At 36.7% G+C, this 22,247-nt stretch carries 15 protein-coding genes; 4 read left to right on the forward strand and 11 right to left on the reverse strand.

Annotated features, from left to right (window positions below; all coding sequences use genetic code 11):
* The first annotated feature begins 395 nt into the window (after positions 1-395).
* Complete coding sequence (locus LZQ00_RS11420) at positions 396-1,628, forward strand: porin (protein WP_234509419.1); 1,233 nt, start codon at positions 396-398, stop codon at positions 1,626-1,628.
* 349 nt (positions 1,629-1,977) lie between these two features.
* Here LZQ00_RS11420 and LZQ00_RS11425 read toward each other — a convergent pair whose 3' ends face one another.
* The 11 genes from LZQ00_RS11425 to LZQ00_RS11475 all read right to left on the reverse strand — a co-directional run bounded on the left by LZQ00_RS11425 (position 1,978) and on the right by LZQ00_RS11475 (position 18,626).
* The gene (locus LZQ00_RS11425) at positions 1,978-4,032 is read right to left on the reverse strand and encodes a carboxy terminal-processing peptidase (protein WP_234509420.1); all 2,055 of its coding nucleotides are present in this window, start codon (positions 4,030-4,032) and stop codon (positions 1,978-1,980) included.
* A 7-nt stretch (positions 4,033-4,039) separates the two neighbouring features.
* A complete protein-coding gene (locus LZQ00_RS11430; protein WP_234509421.1) occupies positions 4,040-5,248 on the reverse strand; it encodes a thioredoxin domain-containing protein in 1,209 nt (402 codons plus the stop codon).
* A gap of 74 nt (positions 5,249-5,322) precedes the next feature.
* Positions 5,323-7,050 (reverse strand): S8 family serine peptidase, encoded by a 1,728-nt coding sequence (locus tag LZQ00_RS11435; RefSeq protein WP_234509422.1) that lies wholly within the window; start codon positions 7,048-7,050, stop codon positions 5,323-5,325.
* Between the two features lie 14 nt (positions 7,051-7,064).
* Positions 7,065-8,231: an aspartyl protease family protein gene (locus LZQ00_RS11440; RefSeq protein ID WP_234509423.1), complete on the reverse strand. Its 1,167-nt coding sequence runs from the start codon at positions 8,229-8,231 to the stop codon at positions 7,065-7,067.
* Position 8,232: 1 nt separating this feature from the next.
* Positions 8,233-9,381 carry a retropepsin-like aspartic protease gene (locus LZQ00_RS11445; protein ID WP_234509424.1) on the reverse strand — a complete coding sequence of 383 codons (1,149 nt, stop codon included), beginning with the start codon at positions 9,379-9,381 and terminating at the stop codon, positions 8,233-8,235.
* Positions 9,382-9,405: 24 nt separating this feature from the next.
* Positions 9,406-10,422 carry a TlpA disulfide reductase family protein gene (locus LZQ00_RS18480; protein WP_317259267.1) on the reverse strand — a complete coding sequence of 339 codons (1,017 nt, stop codon included), beginning with the start codon at positions 10,420-10,422 and terminating at the stop codon, positions 9,406-9,408.
* Between the two features lie 21 nt (positions 10,423-10,443).
* A complete protein-coding gene (locus LZQ00_RS11455; RefSeq protein WP_234509425.1) occupies positions 10,444-11,352 on the reverse strand; it encodes a putative zinc-binding metallopeptidase in 909 nt (302 codons plus the stop codon).
* 32 nt (positions 11,353-11,384) lie between these two features.
* Positions 11,385-12,947 carry a RagB/SusD family nutrient uptake outer membrane protein gene (locus tag LZQ00_RS11460; RefSeq protein WP_234509426.1) on the reverse strand — a complete coding sequence of 521 codons (1,563 nt, stop codon included), beginning with the start codon at positions 12,945-12,947 and terminating at the stop codon, positions 11,385-11,387.
* Positions 12,948-12,957: 10 nt separating this feature from the next.
* Positions 12,958-16,605 carry a SusC/RagA family TonB-linked outer membrane protein gene (locus tag LZQ00_RS11465; protein WP_234509427.1) on the reverse strand — a complete coding sequence of 1,216 codons (3,648 nt, stop codon included), beginning with the start codon at positions 16,603-16,605 and terminating at the stop codon, positions 12,958-12,960.
* 214 nt (positions 16,606-16,819) lie between these two features.
* A complete protein-coding gene (locus LZQ00_RS11470; protein WP_234509428.1) occupies positions 16,820-17,962 on the reverse strand; it encodes a FecR family protein in 1,143 nt (380 codons plus the stop codon).
* 94 nt (positions 17,963-18,056) lie between these two features.
* Positions 18,057-18,626 carry an RNA polymerase sigma-70 factor gene (locus LZQ00_RS11475; protein WP_234509429.1) on the reverse strand — a complete coding sequence of 190 codons (570 nt, stop codon included), beginning with the start codon at positions 18,624-18,626 and terminating at the stop codon, positions 18,057-18,059.
* Positions 18,627-19,032: 406 nt separating this feature from the next.
* On the opposite strand from LZQ00_RS11475, the gene LZQ00_RS11480 reads away from it, so the two are divergent.
* The 3 genes from LZQ00_RS11480 (at position 19,033) to LZQ00_RS11490 (ending at position 21,435) form a co-directional block, all read left to right on the forward strand.
* Complete coding sequence (locus LZQ00_RS11480) at positions 19,033-20,328, forward strand: hypothetical protein (RefSeq protein ID WP_234509430.1); 1,296 nt, start codon at positions 19,033-19,035, stop codon at positions 20,326-20,328.
* A gap of 163 nt (positions 20,329-20,491) precedes the next feature.
* Positions 20,492-21,022 (forward strand): TetR/AcrR family transcriptional regulator, encoded by a 531-nt coding sequence (locus LZQ00_RS11485; RefSeq protein WP_234509431.1) that lies wholly within the window; start codon positions 20,492-20,494, stop codon positions 21,020-21,022.
* Between the two features lie 2 nt (positions 21,023-21,024).
* On the forward strand, positions 21,025-21,435 hold the full coding sequence (locus tag LZQ00_RS11490) for a nuclear transport factor 2 family protein (protein WP_234509432.1): 411 nt from the start codon (positions 21,025-21,027) through the stop codon (positions 21,433-21,435).
* Positions 21,436-22,247: the final 812 nt, after the last annotated feature.

Below are 22,247 nucleotides of genomic sequence, written 5' to 3' on the forward strand. Positions count from 1 at the left end.
AACTTTATTGGCTTGAGAATATCGGTTTTCCTTAACAGCTACGATACATCAATTGCTATAGTCCGACAAATGGAGCATAAGCGCATAGCTGTCCCCAATCTTTCAAAAAGGTTTTCAATAATCTCTAATCAATTCTATCTCAACGTAAATCTAAAGTTCGTTCCTGCTAAATCAGGTGATGATAAAAAAATAAAACTGTAGCTTCTTAATATATTTCTCTACTTTTGCATGGCAATTTTGGTAGCTGTTTCATTCATCTCTGGAATCAAATTAACGGAAGAGAAACGACAAAAAGTAACTGAAATTTAGTTCTAAATTGTAGATATTTAACTACACGTGAAGAATTAACATATTCTTAATATTAAATTAACATTCAGCAACTACTTTTATTTCCGATGAAAAAAATATTGCTTTTATTAATAATTATTCCGCTCCTTTCTCGGGGACAAAATAATAACGCACCCTCCAGTTATGATCCACATGACATCAAGATTACTGGGTACCTCCAGACTCAATTTCAAAAAGTGCAATCCCCTGGAGTAACTTCATTTTCTGGTGGTGATTTTTCCACCAATGCTGACCACCGTTTTATGATCAGGAGAGGTCGATTAAAAATTGATCGGGTGGATAAATATACAAGTGTTGTCTTTCAACTTGATGCGACACAGGATGGTGTACAACTGATGGATGCTTTTATCCAATTGCGTCATCCCAAGTATAAATCCGTCAATCTTACTGCAGGTTTGTTCAACAGACCATTTGGATATTCGATCGTATATTCATCTGGGTATAGAGATTTTCCAGAACGTCCACGGGTTTTTCAGACCATCATGCCACGGGAGCGCGATATAGGCGCAATGGTCGGTTTTCATCCTGTCAATGGGCTCAAATTTTTAAATGCCGAATTTGCAGTTGTCAATGGAAGTGGACAGTCTGCCAAGGACTATGACTCCAAGGCTGATTATATTGGTAATCTATTCTTCAAATTTGATAGTCTAGCTGCAAAAAAACTATATCTGGCTTTTGGAGGATCTGTCTACAAAGGATCTGTACGTAATAATACTAAAACCTATTATACAGCCACCGATTTGGGATATAACGCGCATACTGGTGATGAGTTTATTGGGAAAAATATAGATAGGAGTTATTATGGTGCAAATTTGCAGGTGCAATATGACAACGACTTTGGCTCAACCAGTTTAAAAACGGAGTATGTAACGGGTAATCAGCCTGGAGTTGCCAGTTCTGCTGATATCAAGGGTCCATATGCGAGTCGAAGTTTTACATCTCAACCTGCCACCGATCTCTATAGAAGGCCCTTTAATGGTTATTATGTTTGGTTCACGCAGGTATTGGGTAAAACTGGACTAACCGCACTATTGGCGTATGATGTGTACGATCCAAACACAAAAGCTAGTGGTCAAACAATAGGTGCTTTGGATAACTTTACGAATGATGGCGATGTTAAATTCAATACACTCGGATATGGTCTAACTTATCAAGTCAGCCAACGTTTGAAGTTAACCGTTTACAACGAACAGGTAAAGAATGAGAAGACAAGTCTTAAAAACTATCTAGCTGATATCAAGGATAATGTCTTTACAACTAGACTACAATACCGCTGGTAATAGGCTTGAGTTCAGAATGATGTGTGGTTTAAATCTATACCATAAAATCGTATAGAATAATATGTCCACAAACTATAGATCGCATATAAAAATGACAGATTTTTCTCTTATCTGAGTTATACTTACTATATTTCTTATGGTATGGGATTGGATCTGATGGAAAAAGATCATGATCACCATTAATAGCTATTAAACAATTAGATCCTTCTGATTGACAAGAAAGCCACATCTTCCGATGTGGCTTTCTTGTAAGCATATGATTATGTATTAAATTTCAAATATGCTGTGGATATGTATCGCTGCTCATAAGCAGTTCCCAAAATGCAACAACATACATAGGATATTTAGACTATAAACTGAGTTCAGCAGTAACTGCTAAAGCCTCTTCTTTCATCAAGTCTTCCTTTTCAATTGTTTGTCCCACTAAGCTTGTCAGTGGCTTTAAACCTTTGTTTTTTCTTCTTTGATTCATTCTGTTTAATTGTTGTTCTTGTTGTGCAACACGTAAAGCGGTAAATTTATCCTGATCCAATACATACGTTTTTTGATCCATCACTTCTTTCAGCTTCTGCACATCTTCTAATAGAAAGCGATAATCTAAATTGTTTTTCATCCGACCATCATGCTCGCTTTTAAGTTTTGTTATCGTTTTATGAAGGTCAGCTACAGGAGTATATTTTGAAACTTCAATTTCATCATATTTGAGTGCGTTTGGCAAGGTTCTCTCTCCTATTGAAAGAGATAAGGTTGGGAATAAAATATCAGGACTCACACCTAAATTTTGCGTGCTGCGACCATTTATCCGATAAAACTTAGAAAAAGTCATATTCAATTGCCCTAGATTTTGGTTCGGCTCTTTCAGGAGCTGACTAAGTGGATAGGTATTTTGAGCAGTTCCTTTGCCGTAAGTTTCTTCTCCAATAATAACGCCTCGACCATAATCTTGCATCGCTGCTGCAAATATTTCAGAAGAGGATGCACTAAAGTGATTCACCAATACGGTTAACGGCCCTGAATATGCAACTGTGCTATCTTGATCAGAAAAAACAGTGGTCTGTTTTTTAGCATCTTGCAATTGAACGACTGGACCACGGGATATGAATAAACCTGAGAGGTCTATGGCTTCTGTCATAGAACCACCTCCATTATTTCGAAGGTCGACCATCACGGCATCAACATGTTGTTTTTTTAATTCTTCCAGTATTCTCCTCACATCCTTAGATGTTGAAGCATAGTTGGGATCTCCCTTACGTTGCGCTGCTATGTCCAAGTAAAAGTTAGGAATGGTAATAACTCCTATTTTTTTTGTCCGCTTTCCTGTTCCAATCGATACAACTTCACTTTTAGCTTTCTGATCTTCTAAAACAATTTTATCTCGAACAATACGGATTTCCTGAGGTTGCGTAGCCAATGATGCGGTATTGGGTAAAACCCGCAAACGTAATGTGGAACCTTTTTCTCCTCTTATTTTATCTGCCACTTCTGTCAGATCCCAACCCACCACATCGTTGTATTCACCTTGTTCTCCATCCGCCAAAGCAACGATACGATCATTGACGGCAAGAGTTCCACTTCTTTCCGCAGGTCCGCCTTTTATAAGAGCTTTGATTGTCGGATATTCATCCTGAACCATCAGCTCCACACCAATACCCACCAAGGCTTTATTCATATTGGCATTGAACCCATCCGCAACTGTGGGTGACAGATAATTGGTATGCGGGTCGATAGCTCCCGTAAATGCATTTAAAAATAAGGAAAACGCATGTTCGTTATTGAGTCGCGCCACACGTTTTTTTACTTTATCATAACGTTGCACCAAAAGTTTCCTCGCTTCCTCTTTGCTTTTTTGACTACTCATCAGTAATAGCATCTCGTAGTGTAGTTGCTGTGCCCAATACTGTTGTGCCTCTTGTAAAGACGTAAATCTGGGCATGTCTTCACGGGTACGCATAAAGGACTCTCCTGTTTGGGAAAGCTCATTGGTCTTCAACAAGTTCAAACAATAGTCCATTTTACCTGTCAATCTATTGGCATAAATAGAAAATAGATCAAAGGCTGGTTTAGGATCACCATTACGTAGCGCATCATCCAGTGTTCGTTTATACTGCTCGGCTTCTTTGATATCTGAAACTAAAAATAGGGTTTTCGCCTTGTCTACATTGCTGAAGTATTGATCTAGAATTTTCGTCGACATCGCATCATCAATCGTTACTTTTTCATAATGATAATTGGCGATCATATCAGCAATGGTTTTCGTTACTACAGCATGTTGCGGTGCGGGCTCAAAATGAAACCCTTCGGGCAACAATGCTATTGCCTGTCCGTAAGAGGAAAGGGAAATTCCATTCAGTAGAAGCAGGGTTCCAAAAAGGGGGGTACACAGCTTTTTTAGTGTTGACTTCATGGTGCTTCTATTTCAAAAGTTGCTGAATCTGTGCTTCTATTTTTGAGATATCTTCTAAACCCAATACCTTAACCACATCCCCTTTGACAGGAGCAAAGTATAAGAGCGGGATAGCGTTAATACCAAACACTTGTCTCAATTCACCTTCTTTATCAATGTTGACTTTACAAAAAATCACCTTATCCTTATATTTAGCAGCCAAGGCTTCCATAGCAGGCATCAATTTCATACATGGAGCACACCATGTCGCCCAGAAGTCAATAACAACGGGTTTATCTCCTTTGAATTTCCATTCTTTATCTTGCTTATAATCATAAATATGTTCACGGAAATACGTTTTATCAATGCTATTCACTTTACCGGGAACAATAACTATGGAAGCATCCTTTGTGATTGGAGCAACTTGTTCTTCGCCTTGTCCAAAGGGTTGGAAATAATATTTGCTACGCTGTACATCAAAAGAGATCACACCTTTGTTGAGCAGACTTTTTCCAATGATCGAGTACTGTTGTTTATCAGTACCTTTTATTACCGTGATTTTTTCAAAAGATTGATTGATCAATTTAACCGTTGCTGATTTTGTTCCTACGGTTTCAAAATCTGTTGCAGCAAGAATAAGTGGCTTATCCTCATAAAAATCAGTCAGTGCCATGATTTCTTTACCATTGACGTTTATCTTTACAAACAATCCACCTACCGTTAGTTTAGCGTCTGACCGATTAGCCAAATTCATATATGCAGGCTTATAAGGTTCTGATAATGTAATGGTTTTTGCATGACTATTGATGGTCAATACCGAATTTGTAAACGCATTAAAACCAATTACACCGTCAACTTTTAATTTTTGAAGTAAGGCATTGGCTTTAAGGATCATCACATTAACCTTCTCTTTATACACGGTTTTACCAATAAAGAAACCCTGTGCAGTTCCTTTTCCAGCCAATTGATAGTCATCTGTACGGGCATATTCTCCTTTTACTGCGTCAATCTTTATTGCTCTATCAGTAGCCGCTTCTTCTGTTAGCGCAACAGCTCCTCTTGAATCTAACAGAAAGTCACCTTCTGTTCCCCCAACATTTGCGCGTATAATCATGTACCCATTTTCTTCACGATAAGGTAAAACCTCGTCTTTATTTCCTTGTGCAAAAGCTTGTCTAACATTAGTAGAAAGCATGATGGTACAAAAGAGCAACATATATAATCCTATTTTCTTCATCTTTTCTGATTTTTAGCTGTGTACTTCACCTATTCTTCGAAAATAAATGAAATACACAGCTGTTTATTTTTATCTTATTTACCTGCGCTTAATCGATCGGCAGCTTGAATAGCTTGGTAGGTATTGAGAATTCCGCCCGATGTACATAATTGACTAAAAAGATATTGGTCAATATTTTTACCGACTTGTTTTTCTACTTCTACATTTTTTCGATCCGTAACCGTTTTCAAGATAATATCTCGTATTTGAACGGCTGTTAAATTCGGATAGTAAGCTTTGATCATTGCTGCTGTAGCAGCTACAGTTGCACCTGCAAACAAGGAGCTATTTCCAGACCGATAAGTGGTCCCCATATAGGTCGTTTGAATACCTACACCTGGAGCAAATAGATGTACTTGTTTTTCACCAATATTAGCTGTCGCGAATGGCATACCCAGGCTATCGGAAGCGGCTACTTGAATAAAATTTTTAAGTTCTTTTCCTTTGATAAATTGATTTGGGTAAAAAGCTTGCTTAGCAAGGTCACGAGACAGATCCCAGACAGAAGAAACAACCAAAATACCTTTTTGTTCAGCATACAGTAACGCGTCATTTACCCACTTAGCTTCATATTCAGGATAAAGGGTATTCGATGGACCTAACATAATCACATCAGCCTGATTGTCTACCGCATAACGAATCGCCAAAGCAATATCTTTGTAATAAGCTTCTCCTTCTCTTGGATATGCACGCAGAGACATCAATTGTGCCTCAGGCATAATACCATCAATACCAATTCCATTGTTACGCTCGGCAGCAATAATTCCTGAAATCATGGTACCTGAAAATGATCCGTTACTGTATAAATTATTATTACCATAATTTTTTTGATTGATATCGTCGTAATGGTTACCCGTTATTTCTTCCGCACGAATGCTGTTGGCAAGAAGCTTTTTATAATTATCTTCTGCCTTTGTATTATTTAAAGTCAGATCTCGGATCGATTCATAGGTGACAGAGTCGCGTTTTCCTTTAATGGCCATTCCATTGTTAACCCCTATATTGATCAAGAAGAAGTAACGCGACATAAAGGCTAATGAATCGGTTTGTGCTCCAGCTAAACCAATGTATTCCGTCGCTTTGGTAAACTCCTTTTGTCCTGCTTTTGCTAAGTTCGGGTAACTTTTTTTCATGATCGGGTCAAACTCATTTTTCAGGTAATATTTCAGAAACTTATTGACATAATAGGACATACATGTCGTAGCCAACTCAGATTCTTTCTGAAGACCATATCGAAAAAATCGATATTCAGCTTCATTGGCAGGAGTTGCTACTTTCACAGGTTTTTGCAAATTGTCATCAAATTTCACATAATCTTTACCATTGAAAAATATGCCTTCGTATAGCGGTTTAAGACGTAAAAATTCCCGATCACCTTCTTTATTGACCTTTTCCACCATTTCCCCTTCTGCATTACCTAAAAAGTTCCACCCATGCATATCATCTACCCATCCATTACCATCGTTGTCTTTGCCATCCTCTTTCTCCTTCGGGTTGATCCATTGCTTGCCCACTAAATCCTCGTGCTCAGCATCTAGACCATAACCAATCACTGCAACGATGGGTTTCTTCTTTAATTTTTTCCCTTTTAAAAACTCATAAGTACGGTTGACTTCTGATCCGTATATCCCGTCTTTCTCGAATGATGCATTATACCAATCGTTTGTTTTTTCTTTCTTTTGTGTTCTTTGCACTAATTGCGCTGTTCCAGTAAGTACAGCGGTACTGAAAGCTACTGTGAGTAATAGTGTTATGTTTTTCATTGTTTTAATTTTATTTAGCTTTTCGTAATGGTTATATCTTTTATTCCAGTTTTTGTTTTTACAGTCAATACCACTTGATCATTTTCCTTTAGGACAGGCATTCCCTGGGTGATGCTTTCGCAAAAATCCATAGGTTTTACTTGTTTTCCGTTGATGTGGGTGACGATGTCCCCTACTTCAGCTTTTCCTTTTACGTTATCCCAGACCGTTGCAATCACTAACTTGTTATCGATAACTGCCAATTGTAAGTCCCAGATCTTTTTAGGTTCAAGTGTCACTTGTCCTTTGTTAAAAGGTTCGAAACGTAACAGTTGGTTGACATAGTCAATGGTAACCTTTCCGTAGGTTAGGGATTGATACCCAAATAATGTTTCTGGTGAATTGCTCACTTTCGCTCGACCAGCGACAAAGTGAGTGCCTCCTAGCACAATCTCAGGAACTCCAACTTCAATCTGTTTACCAGCATTTCCTCTTCCAGATGCAGCAATGGCACCTCCACCCTGACCTTCTCGAGTAATCTGTAAAGCTCCTTCCTGATGTAGTCGTGTAAATTCGCTTGTTTTGAACGTTAACAATCCATCTGAACCCGTATCAAATAACACACGGGCTTCATGCGTAGATCCGATATTCAAATTGATAATGGGCATCCCTTTCGCATCAGGCAAAAAAGAAAGCGTTTGTCTATTACTTCTCAAAGAAGGAGTTCCTCCTTTTTTTATCGTGATCTGTTTGGTTTGATCATTGATCTCGATGGTGTTTTGTTGCAAGAGATCACTGCCAATAAATCCTTCTACACCCAAACAATCAAACAATTCACTATCAAAAACAAAGAAGGAGATGTTGTTGAAACTTGCAAAACCATCTATTGTCTTCACCTGATCGACAGTTACCTCTTCTACCATCATCTTATTATTATTGGCATCTGTGAGCTCGCGTGATTGAAGTAATGGGGTTTGCAATTCTTTTTTTAGTCGTGTGCTGATAGAATTTCTTCCTCCAGTATCAAAAATCATCGGAACTTCCTTCCCATTCAAGACAACTTCGACAATCATTTTATTTGCAACAACTTTGTATGGAAGGACAGTAGTCTCTTGTGCATAAGCATTACTCAAAAAAAAGCAAAAGCAGCTGATTAAACAGATTTTACAAAACCATTTGTAATTGTTTGAATTTCTCATCATATTAATCTTTTACAACTTCAATCTCTTTAATCCCATCCTTGGTTTTGATGGTTAATACCAGACGTTCACTTTCCTCCAGAATCGGGTATCCCCCCTTTAGATTTTCACAAAAGCTCAACGGAATAATTTTCTTGCCATTGATATGTGTAATTTCGTCACCTACTGCTACTTCACCTTTTAATTTTTCCCAAACTGTTGTTACAATCATCTTATCATCAGCTGGTCCCATTTCCAGTTCCCAGAAAGTCTGTGCCCCTTTTACTTTTTCTGTTGTAAAAGGTTCGAATAAAAACAGTTTATTGACATAATCGATCGTTATATTACCATAAGTTAACAATTGATATCCCAAGAGTGATTCGGTTGAGTTAGTGACTCCAAATCTAAATTTTGAAAAGCTTCCTTGCCCAATAAAGATTTCTCTCGCTTCTAATAAGTAACGATTTCCATTTGCTCCTCTACCCAGCACACCCAATGAACCACTCGCCTCTCCTTGACGAATCATGTACAAGGCTCCCAGTCCCTCCAAACGTGGATATTCAGGTACTTTAAGTGTTAGAAAGCCAGCTGCTCCACTATCAAAAAGAACGCGTGCTTTATCAAATCGTCCAATCTTGATTTCAAAAATGGGACTTCCCTGACCATTATCAATAAAAGGAAGTGCCTGCGGATTATTTTTTAAAGAGGCTAATCCTCCTGATCTTATTTTTATTACTTTGGCTTTGTCATCAATCTCTATCGTTGAGTTTTGCCACAGATCACTTCCGATTAAACCTTGTGGACCATCTTCGCACTCGAAAAGCTCGTTATCCAATACCAAAACGGGTACTTTTTGAAAAGAAGTCTTATGATCTGGTGTTTCTATACTGTTGACTTGTACGATATCTACATGTTGTTTCTGTCCAGAAACATCTATGACTTCTTTGGAGTTAATTGTCGATAATCCTAGTTTTTCTTTTAATTTGACTTTAATGAGGTTCTTGCCGCCAGTATCAAATACCATTGGAGTCAATTCACCATTGATCAACATCTTTACAATCATTTTTTCACCGATCATTTCATAGGGCAAAACGGTAACCTCTTGTGCATAGCTATGCATGCCGAATAGAGTGAAAAAGACGATTAGGAGTACGCGGTTATATCTATTTTTCATATGCTATATGTTACTAATTCAACGCTATTTTTTGATAATCCGATGAAGTGCCTCTTTTAACGCTTCACCATGTAAATTACCTCGTTCTAATACGACACCGTTTTGATCAATAATGACAAGGAATGGGATGGATTTAAAACCGTAGAAAGGTCTAATCTTTGAATTATAAAAACCTGAATTCTTAGTTTTTTCAGTTGAGATACCCGTGTTATCCCAAAGGTTCACCCAAGGAATTTCCATTTCTTTTTGTCCTTGTTGATAGCTTTCGCTATTGTCATCCATAGAGATGCTAATGAATTGAACATCGGGTTGGAACTCGCGATAGAAGGTTTTAAATTCTTGCATTGCTCTTCGACAAGGTCCACACCAAGAAGCCCAAAAATCCAGTACAACAATCTTTCCTCTAAAATCTTTTAAGGTGATCATCTTTCCGTCTTGATTGGGCAGCGTAAAGTCGGGAGCAATTAAACCGCGTTCGAAATTTTTTAGGCTATCAACCGTTTTTGCTAACCATTTTCCAGTTATTGTATTAAGGTCTGCAGGTGGTACCTTTTCCAATAGCTGCTTATTGAGTTGATATTGATCGGAGTGAAAAAGATAAGCGAGCGCTGTGAGTTGAGCAGGATTCAGTACCTGAAGTGCTTTAGGATTGAGCACGGTATCCGCAATTCGCTTAGGTCCATACTCACTTAATTTGAAAAAGTCATCTAGACCAGTAAATGTCAAACTACTGGACTCACTGTTCATATCATCATAATAGCCATTGATCGTCACAGCATTATTGACAAAATATACATGTTGCTTTGTCTTTCCTATGGAAAGCACATAGAGATCGGGGATAATCTGAACAGGGCCCAATGAAAATTTTCCCACATTCTTATCAATAGCGGTTTTAAAAACCGACTGTCCAGAAAGTGATTGCAGGGAAATCTCAACTGGTGTAATGGTTTTTATGGTACCTGACAGGGTCAATCCTTCTTGCGCTAACGCTTGAAAAATCGACAAAACCAATCCCAATACAATAATTATTTTGTGTTTCATGATCATAATTTTCCGTAATGTTTACATACCGTTTCCTATACGTTGAATATCGATACCGTATTGATCTTTGTAATGCTTCACAAGCGCATCATACTTTTTCCGAATCAATCCATTGACATCTTTTACTGGACTCAATATTCCTTTAGCTGTAGCATCATTAGCATCTGTATTCACATCTGTCAAATAACTGTATGGATAAGCCGTAATGGCTTGAATATAGGATTGCCAATCTTGCGCTTGATCAGAAAATCCTGACGTAGAGGCTAAAAAACCTCGCTTATATCGATCAGCTACCGTGGTTCCAACAATGGCATTAACATAATCAGTTAGACTGAGAAAAACTGGTGATTTTGTCATTTTAGATTCCAGATCCATCATTTTCAAAAAGCTAAAATTTACATTTGCCCGATAGGTTACTTTATTGATGTTGGAAATAGCGCTATTTCCCCCATTTACTGCAAAACTTTGATAGCCTCCAAAACGACCATTGCTCATTGTCAAAAGGTAAGCATCTATTTGCTGACTCGATGTCCCTGCTTGTAAAGAGCTACATAAAAACAATTTCACAGGCAGGTACTTCTGTAAAGTTGAATCCGCATAGTATTGAAAAAAGGTTTCATTCAATAGATCTAACTGCTGATCGACAAAAGCTTCTTCGGCGGGTGCTGATTTGTAATAAGTATCATAACCGGTAACCTTCCAATTGATTTGTGCAGGTGTAAATTGATAGAGGATATAAGTACCCCATCGCTCAAAATATGCTTTGATACGTATATCGTAACTATTATTTCCCTGAGCCAGTTGATAACCTGGCTCGGGGATATCTGAAGGTGTTAAGGGTTCTTCTGTCTTTTTACAGGCAACAAATCCGAGGATTATGGTCAGTCCTATACAGAGAACAGTTTTATATATGGTCTTGAAATTTTTCATTTTAAACATCTTTAATCAATAAATTAAACCTCTTATGGATTAGGAATAATAAGTCCGTTACGATCCAATACTGCTTGCGGAATCGGTAATGTATACCGACTGTCCTTATCTGAAAGCGTAAACGTTTCACCAGCTCCAACTTGCTCTTCATAGTAATGAGTAATAGCAGGCATGCCATAACGTCTCAAGTCAAACCAACGATGTCCATCAAATGGGAATTCTCTCCGACGCTCATCTTTGTAAAAACTTAATAATTGTTCTTTATCTGTGATATCAATTGCTACATAAGGTTTACGTGTATCGTATCTGGATGCTCTTAAAGTGTTGATGTCTTTTAGAGCAGCTATTCGTTGTGCGTCATCTCCAGTTTGCATATATTTTCGAACATTGGCTTCAGCACGATTTAAATATAATTCAGCCACACGAAATCCTGCTCCACCCATACCACCATCAAAAGGTTTATAGTCTCGAATAACTGTATTTGGGGGAATGAATGAAAGAATTACAGGACTGTATTTAAAGTAAATACGCGGTCGTAGATCACCGATATAAATTTCATTCTGGCTGTCTCCCTGGCTATCATATAGCTTCAGTAAATCTGCGGATACACGATAAGGAGGATTTCTGACAGCATTATATCCAGGAATCAGTGAAGAGCGGAAAATTTCATTCTCTCCTCCGCTTAATGGTACATAAGCCCAAATAATTTCTCTACTGACGGCTGGATCATAGATACGGTTCAAATTATTCGTATTGGTATTGACATTAAATAAATAATAATCAACTGCATTAAAGGTTGATAATTGGCTCAGTATTGATTTTTTTGCTAGGGCTTTATTGGCATATAAAATTGCTTGATCCCATTTTTCCTCATAAAGGGAAACACGAGATAACAACGTGTAAACCGCTGTTTCATTCATTTTATAAACCCCTTTTTCTACAGGGTAAGCGCTAAAATAGCCTATTGCATCTTGTAAATCTTTTTCAATTTGTGCGTAAACTTCGGCAACGGAATTTCGTTTAAAAAGTTCATCTTTTACAGCCATTTCCAACTTCAATGGCACTCCTAAATTGTCCTTAGGATCTAAACCTGCTGTATTGTAGGGTTGACCAAACATGTTGACCAACAAAAAGTAATAATAAGCGCGAAGTGCTAATGCTTCTCCTTTCATATTCGCTTTTTCAGCGTCTGTTCCACTGACTTGATCTGCATATTCCAGTGCAACATTGCAACCTGCAATTTTTTGATAGATCACTTCCCAAGAGTTGATATAGGCAGTATTGGAAAAACCCGTTGGCAATAAGAGTTCTTCGAACATCTGTTTAGACCAAGAAAAGACTGGTCTTCCTTTTTTCATGACATCTTGATAATTGAGTTGATCCTGGCCTCCATTAGCGCTAACATCGTCCGTAATCAGATTTAAAATTGGAGATAGGTTTGTTTGATAAGGATAAGCTTCTCCAGCCATCAAACTGGATAAGTCTTTAGCCGTTGTCGGCTTTACTTCATCCAAGCTCTTTTCCTCTAGGAATTTCTTACATCCTATACTGGTAAAAGAAATCGTTGCAATTAATATATAAACTATACGTTTCATTTTCAAATTTTTAGAAGGTAACGGATAAATTAAGTACATGAGTTTGTGGTAAAGGTTGACCTCCAGAAGCTACTTCTGGATCTACATCCTTAAAATCCTTACTCACAAAAGTATAGAGGTTGCTCATGGTATAACCTAATGTCAAGCTCTTGGTATGTATCCGTCTTGCGATATAGTCTGGAAGTGTATAGGACAAGTTGACATTATTGATCCGCAGATAGGAGGCATTCACTAAACGTGCAGTACTGTAATTATACAAGGTATAAGGAGACGAACTGCCTGGTTGCAGAGAAGTTGAACCAGAAGGGATACTAACAAATGGAACACCAAAGTATGGTAGACCAGGAATGTTGGTGAATGCTTCATCTCCTGGTTTTCTCCAGCGATCCACAAGATCCTTTGAAAGATTATTGTACTCGTTAGGGGTATTATTCACCATGTCTGTCGTATACAATGGAGCCAATAGCTTATGTCCTCCAAGTGATGCATATAGATTGGTTGAAACGGTAAGTTGCTTATAGCGTAATGAGGTATTAAAGCCAGCCGTAAAATCAGCGTTCAATTTCCCTGCGTATTTCATAAATGAGGCTGCATTAAATTTCGCATCCGGATTTTCTTCAGTGGTCGGAATATTAAACTCTGGTAAACCAGTTTCTGGATTAGGTCCTTTATAATCAAACACCCAGAAAGAAGAAACAGCATAGCCGTCGACAAAGTAATTACCAGACACTGCATTCGCCCAGGTAGGATTTGGTAATAGTTTATTCGTTACTTTACTGATATTTTTCGAACTATTCACGGATATCCCCCAGTTCCAGTCTTTTTTTCTAATCGGGAAGAAACTTACTTGTGCTTCATAACCGGTATTGGTCAGTGTTCCACCATTCATCGGCATCTGACGAGCACCATTCTCATAAGGAATGTCTTTTAGCACAATCAGATCTTTACTCGCTTTATTGTAGTAATCTAAACTAGCGACAACTCTATTGTTAAAAAAACCAAAATCAAGCCCTAGGTTAACCGTTTGTGTTTTTTCCCATCGTAAATTAGCATAAGGCAAAGATTTGATATTCAAAATCGGTTCACCTGTTTGTGGACTGATGACCGATGCTCCACCACCCGTTGGAATACGTGCAATCAAGTCAGGTCCATAGTTTTCTGCAACGTTTCCTTGATAGCCATAGCTACCGCGCAGGCTAAAATCATTAAACCAGGTGCTTTTATTAAAAAAGTTTTCTCTAGCAACATTCCATCGACCTCCTAAAGCCCAGATGGGGTTAAATCTATTTTTAGTATCTTGTCCAAAACGATTAGAGGCATCTCCTCGTAAGCTAGCACTAAAAATATAACGATTGTCATAACTATACGAACCACTATAATAATATGATACATAGTTAGCTGTGCGATCGGTGACTAAAAATTTGAAACTATCTCCTGCACCTGGATCATAAATAGAGTTCGGGTAGTTCACTCCACCATTGATAATTGTAGCTGGGGGATTACTAATCGCTTTACCTCTCTCAGGTAAATATCCAAATACGGTATTGGACATTCCTTTGTAGACATTACTGCGTAGTTCTAGTCCAAGCATACTGGATATGCTGTGCTTATGATTGAAAACTTTACCGTAAGTAATCGCATTTCTCCAGGTGTAATTTGTATTTCGATCATCAGCGGTTGCCAACTCACCTCCAATGGGTAGTCGAGACATTTTATACTCATTTGATACGGGAGTAAACTGACCATATTCATAACCTCTTAGGCTGCTAATCCGATTGGTAAGTTCAGTCGCATAAGATTCTGCATGTGCATTGGTAAAGGCTATCCCGAAAGTGGATTCAAAACGAAGATTATAGGGAAGCTCGTACCTCAGATTGACCGCTGCATTTAAATTTGTTTTTATATTTTCATTTCCAGTGTTATTTAACTCATTCAAAACATTATAACGATACCCCCCTAATGTATAGTAAGATAGGCTACCATCAGGAAGAGTGGCAGGAATAACTCGACTTGTATTTCTGGCATACGAATAGGGATCTACTCTAAAATAACCACTGGTATTGGAGTAGTTTCCAGACAATCGCGTCGAAATAGTGAGCTTACTGGAAATTATGCTCGTAAAGTTAAGGTTGGCCAAATAACTATCCATCCCGTTGCCTTTAGCTTCTCCTTGTTGATTGTTATATCCCAATGATCCATAATAAGTACTACCAGTACCGCCTCCACTAATACTGACATTGTGGTTGTGACTAAACGGCTGATGAAAAAGTAAATCAAACCAATCGGTATTATTCACCTCCAATTGTTTTGCTTTGGCATTAAACTCGTCGTATGAAAGCTTTTCCGTCAAATATTCTTTTAAAATTTTTGAATAACCGATGTCGTCTAAACCGAACTGTGAAACCAATCCTTTTTCCCAAATTTCTCGGGATACATCCACACGTTCTTTGGAATTCATTAAGTTCATCTTATCATAAGTTCTTCCCTGTTGGGAGGAAAGACTGGTACTATAACTCACAGATGGGGCTCGTCCAGTTACTCCACGTTTTGTATTGATTACAATAACGCCATTAGCTGCTTTTACACCGTATATTGCCGTTGATGCGGCATCTTTTAAAACCGTTATGTCTTGGATATCGTAAGGGTTAAGCCAGGAGATTGCACTTCCGATAAAATTTTTCAAGGCATCTGCATTGGCTGGATCTTGATTAAACGCATTTAATTCGGAAGCTTTGAATGGAAGTGGATCTTCTTGTATGATGCCATCCACAACCCAAACTGGTTCTTGGTTACCTAGTAACGTAGAGGTTCCTCTAACGCGGACTGTTTGCCGCTTCCCAACCATCCCTGAATTATTAACGACTTCCACACCTGCAAGTTTTCCTTGCAGCATTTGCTCAATTGTAGTCGCCCCATTAATGACTAAATCTTGCGCCTTAACTCTCGCTACAGATCCTGTATTTTGTGATTGAGCAATGTTTTGATAGCCCGTAGAAATAATGACCACATCTGCCAGAATATTTGATGCCTTCTGCATTTTAATCGTTCCTATTTCTATCTTCGGGCTAATCTCTAAGGGTTGATAGCCGATATAAGAAACCAGTAATATCCCTTTGGAATCAACTCCTGGTAACGAGAAATCACCTTCACTATTAGATTTTGTACCGATTTTGGTGCCCTTAACACTGATCGAAGCACCGCCTAACGGTTTCCCATCAGGATCTAGAATCTTTCCTTTAACATCTATCTTGGATACCTGAAGGCTTATAGGTTGATTTTTGTTGTTTATCGTGATTTTGGATTTACTTTTAATCACAATCACTTTATCCTCTATCACATAACTCACAGAAAGATTTGTCAAACATTTGTTGAGGACTTCATTCAACTCAACATTAACAAAGTCTGCATTCAATTTTTTAGAAAAATCTAACTTTTGATTTGCGTAGAGTACTTCATAACCCGTTTGCTTTTTAATCTGTTGAAATACTTCTCCAATTGTTGTGTTCTTTTTCACAAAATTGACTTTTTGTGCAAACACAGAGGCATTCGCTTGTAAAAAAGCTCCTGTCATCAGCACCATGGCCAGGTTGGTCATACGCCTTTTCCCCCTATTCAATCCGAAACCGAGCGTATTGAAGGTGCAATCTTTAATTTTCATAATTCGGTGTAATGTTTGTTGTTTTAAAATAGTTCTCCCTGTTTTTACCTCAGCGATATCCTTGTACTACATAGCTGCTGAAATTTATTATCAGAGCATTCCAGCAATCATTATTTTACAATAATTGATGACTAAAATGATTTGTTAATGGTTAGTGTTAGTTAGTTAGTTAGTTTTAAAATAATCTTTAGGAGATTAACCGTTTCGTTACATGCTAATTTGAGTTGACAACAATTGTATTTTTTTGTATGCTAAATTTTACTTCTTCGGTCAGTGCTAATTTTGAAAGTACCTTTTCAATACGATCATACTTCGCTATAGTACCCGTAAAAGCCACCTTTTTAAGTTCTTCATTTTGGTAATCAATATCGACATCATACCATCTGGAAATCTTTTGCATAATACTTTCCATGGACTCTTGATGAAAAACAAACTTGCCATTTTTCCATGCTACAGCATCTAACCCGTCTACATCCTGCACACTTAACTGATGATTATAATTGCTGATTTGTTGATTGGGTCGAAGTATCCGTTTTTCACGTCCGCTCTTAACAGCAACTTGTCCCTCCAATAATGTTGTTCTCACCACTTTATCTTCTGGATAGGCATCCACATTAAAATGCGTGCCGAGTACTTCAACTTCTTGATTTTCACTTTGAACAATAAATGGATGAAGTGCATCTTTGGAAACTTCAAAATAGGCCTCTCCTTCTATTTTAACTTTTCTTTTGCCCTCCGTATATAACAGGGTAGAATAAGTCAACGACGATGAAGCGTTTAGCCAGACTTTAGTTCCATCAAGAAGTACAACGGAATAGGTCTCCCCACGCTGCGTACTTAAGGTGTTATCTCCTTTTGCAGATTGCTGATTTTCAAGAACACGATAAACCAATTGTCCGTTACTCTCTTTCACGATTTCCACCCCAGCATCTGTCAGTACTTGACCATCACTTTGATTATTTAAAACTATTTTTTTGCCATTGGCTAGCGTTAATGTTGCCTTTTGTTGTCCTGGTTTTATAGTAGAGGCTTGGATATTTTCTTTTGAATAGTTGGTTGATTGAAGAGATTTATAGAACATGATGGAGCATGTACCTATCGCAAGAAGCATGGCTGCCGCGGCAATCCATTTTGTTTTTTTATAAAAAGGAATGCTCTTTTTTGTTTGAAATTGTTGTGATAAATTGAGTCTAATGCTTTCTTGAAAGCTGGTCTTATCCATAAGTGGCACCTCATTCCATAATGAACTATGTTGGGCAGACCAATCTAAATAGTAAATATATTGCGCAATCTCCTCTGGTGTTGCAACACCATCTGCGACTCGGCTGGCGATTTGTATAAATTTTTCTTTCTCCATATTATCCCCTTATATTATAGTAAAGCGATAATAACACTCTCATCCCCTAAGAAATTATATGTTTTATTTTAAAAAAAACATAATCAATTGATTATCAAATCAAAAAAAATAAAATATAATTGTATTTACCCAATGTTAAGCGTAGTTTTTTTAATGCGATGGTAATTTGTGCTTCAACTGTTTTTTCAGATATACCCAACTCTTTTGCAATTTCCTTATTCGAACGATGAGAAAACCGACTCAATTTAAATATCTCTTTGCAGCGGCTTGGTAAATCATCAACTAAAGATTCGATAAGTTCTTGAAGTTGTTTGACTTCGAGTTGCAGGCTATCATCCTGATGAAGTGGGGGAACTTCTTTCAACTTATCGTAAAAACTTTCCTGAGCCTTACTGGATCTGAAATAGCTTGCTGTTTTGAACTTTACTGCTGTTAATAAATAGCCCTTACAAGATTCTAATTTCCATTGATCTCTATTCGCCCAAAACCAAGTAAAAATATCCTGAATAATATCCCGAGTTATATCTAAATCACGTACAATATTATAAGCGTAACCAAAAAGTAAATCAAAATATCTAGCATACAATTCTTCAAAAGCAATGTAATTACCATCCTTTATCATCTGCAATAAGTTCTCTTCTCTACAAAAATGGTACTCGTTCATTAGTTTTTGGGACTCACTAAAATGGTTTGATCGCGAGAGCAATTATAACAAAAAAACACATTAGGTTAAAATATTTTTCAAGATTACAGGCTTATTGTTCAAAAAAAACTTAAATAACAGAGCTGACTATCAATAAATTAGGATTAGTTAGATTCAATTGACTTATTTTTCTTTTTAAGTAACCAAGGAATTATACATTTGACATCTAAAATGATTCTATATCATCGGGTTATAGTCATAATTCAAAAATTATAATTACTTTTTTACCTTCGATTATATTCGAATGCTTAGCTAGCATAAACAATAAAGTACTATATAATAAGACAATGAGCATGATTTAAAGGAATAAGTTTTATCTTACCCTAACAAACTTCAACGAAGTATTAACCTTTAAGTAAGATCTATAATGACCAGAATTTCGCTTATAAGAAGACGGTTTCTCAAGTCACTGAAATGTGGAACCGGGGAGGCATATCTAATCGCCAAAAAGAATCCTGAAATCGATTTTTCTGATGAAATTATTCAAGGTGCTCTGAATAATTACGCCTACCATGGACAAGTTGAAGGTGATAGAGCACAATATATTTATGATTTAATTGTAATCTCAAACCAAAAAGAAAAAATTCGAAAAGCGGTATTAAATGGTCTTGCAACAGAAACAGAAGATACTTGGAATTTGACTCATCTTTTTGCGATAACAAAACTATTTTCAGAACAAGATGATGTCGAAGCCAAGCAGGCAATATATAATCGATTTCTACAGAATCCAATAGCATCTAGTGATTGGGCAGGATATGACGAAATTCTTCAACTTGATGGATTTGATGGACTATTATTTATAGCTAAAAAATTTGGAAAACTCCTGGAACAAAATCCTGATGATTGGCAGGATGATAGCATCATTAGACAATTTCAAGAAGAAAATCCAAACATCAAAGTACAAGAAGACCTTCTAAAAGCTTCAAAAACTGACAAATATATTCGCATATATCTTGACTCCGTTAAAGAAAACCAAGAAATTAGAAAAAAATATAAACCTAAGACTATTCAATACCATAATATTGTCGATGAGGTAATAAATAGCAAGCCCTACATGACAGCTCGTCGAAGAAAAAAATTGACAAAAGAAGAAGTGAATGAGATTGCAAAACAGCTTACTATAGAAACAGACAATACAAAAATTGCAAAACTTTTGAATATTTTTATTTTTCATAAATTCCCTTACGACAGTACATTAATTTTGAAGTTTGCCCAACAAAAACAATCCTTTAATTATAAAATTGTTCAATATGCGACAGAAGCGCTCCAGCATTTAGAAAGTGACAACATCAGAACTTTTGCTTTAGAACAAATAAACAATTCAAAAAATCCAATTGATTACCTTCAGATTTTAATCTCCAATTATCGGGTCGGCGATCATAAAATGTTAACGGATATTGCCAAGAAGACAAGAAGTGGATTTAAGATTGAACAATTAGCTATAATTTTTTCAGACATTTTCAAAGCAAACAAAACGAAAGCGTGTAAAGAGCCTATTGAGGTCCTTTATAGTAAGATGAATTGTGCTATTCACAGAAAAGAGTTAATTGAAATTTTGATCGAAAACAGTGCATTGTCCAAAAAGATAATACAAGAGATTCAATTTGATTCTTATTTAGAAACCAGACAACTACACGAAGAGATCAAAAATAGTCTTCAATAAACAACTAGTTTAAGCGGTCTATTAGGAAAAATTCTTGCTAATTTATTCTGAAGCAGCTTTTCTAATAGGTAGAAGTATTTATCTTCAATAAAAAAAACAGACAAGTCTGTCTGTTTTAAAATATTTATTGTAATTTTGGATCATTATACATGATATTCATATAATGAGTAATCCAAAAGAACGTATTCTAACAATTGCATTATCTCTTTTTCATCAACAGGGATATAATAGAACAGGTATCAATCAGATCATTGCCGATGCAAAAGTAGCTAAAGCTAGTTTTTATCAGCACTTCAAATCGAAGGATGAGCTTTGTGTTGCCTACCTGAACCATAGACATATGTATTGGTTTTCTGAACTACATCTTTTTACTGAAAAGTTCCATTCAAGTAAGGAAAAGATTATAGCTTCTTTTGATTTCTTGATTCACATGAATGATCAAGAAGATTTCAGAGGCTGTAGTTTCTTAAATATTTTATCAGAGATCAGTAAAGATCAGCCAGAGATTCTGCATGAAATTCAAAGTCATAAAAAAGATTTGAGAATGTTTTTTCAACAACTTACCTCAAAAATTGAACTTTCAGAACAGGTCTATCTTTTATTCGAAGCTGCCTTAATTGAGAGTCAACTGTTTCGTTCGAATGAACTGATCGAACGTAGTAAATCCATTATCAATAAACTAATCAAAAATTAATCATGGAAAAAAGATATCCTCTTCCTCCTTTTACCGTTGAATCTGCTATGGAAAAAATTCAAAAAGCAGAAGATGCATGGAATACACAAAATCCAGAATTAGTTGCTCAGGCTTATACTGTGGATAGCGAATGGCGCAATAGAGATCTGTTTATCAACGGTCGATCAGCAATCATTTCTTTTCTGACAGATAAATGGAAAAAAGAACATAATTACAAATTAAAGAAATCCTATTGGGCACATACCGACAACCGCATCGCTGTACGGTTTGAATATGAGTATCAAACATCCGAAGGTAACTGGTATAGAGCTTATGGCAATGAAAATTGGGAATTTGATGAAAATGGCTATATGACTAAACGATTTGCCAGTATCAACGATCTTCATATCCAGGAAAATGAACGAAAATTGTAAGCTAAATGGAGAGTGATTTGTAAGTATTGAATTTACCAAATATCTACTTTTCACTCAAATTGGGGCGTATTAATCGAAAAATCGTAGAGAAACAGAATGTCTTAAATCTTAATTAAATACTGAGGGATTATATAGAAATATGAAGAATTTTAAAAAAAATAAAAAAATTTTAAACTTTTTTAAACGACAACTGTTCTTATTATAGAAAAACAGATACAAAATCTCCTTTCAATGGAAAGGATGCTAAGTATAAATGACGTCGTACAGTAAAAAATCCAAATGTCTTCATCAACTTTGGATGACGAAACAAAAAAGAGGAAACGATAAGAAACAAAAAAATTTACTGTGCAGCAAAACGCCAAGATAAAGGGTCTAATGAAAATTAGGCCCTTTTGATTTACAAGAAAACCACATCTCCCGATATGGCTTTCTATAAACATATGATAATTAAACAGTAAACGGATCAAGCGGAATTGTTGGGAGGAATACTTTTAGGCACACAATTTCATTCTAATTTCAGATACCTCGAAAAAACTTACAAAGTATTGTCAAGTAGCTTTATAAATCATACAATCTTAATACTTTTTTCCATTTTAGATAGAAAATATAGCTATCTGAGAGAAAAGCATCCAATAGATCTTCTGTCTTCTTCAATCATTAATGGATTTTATCTGAGTTTAAAATCCATGATTGTACCAATCAAGCTGATTATTCTTGTAAAATCATACTTCTGAGCCGCGGATAAAGCAGGGACTAGGCAGGGATAAAGCGTATGCTAGGCGTTGTAAAAGCGTTTCCTCGAGAAGAACCAT

Source organism: Sphingobacterium sp. SRCM116780, assembly GCF_021442025.1.
GTDB lineage: Bacteria > Bacteroidota > Bacteroidia > Sphingobacteriales > Sphingobacteriaceae > Sphingobacterium.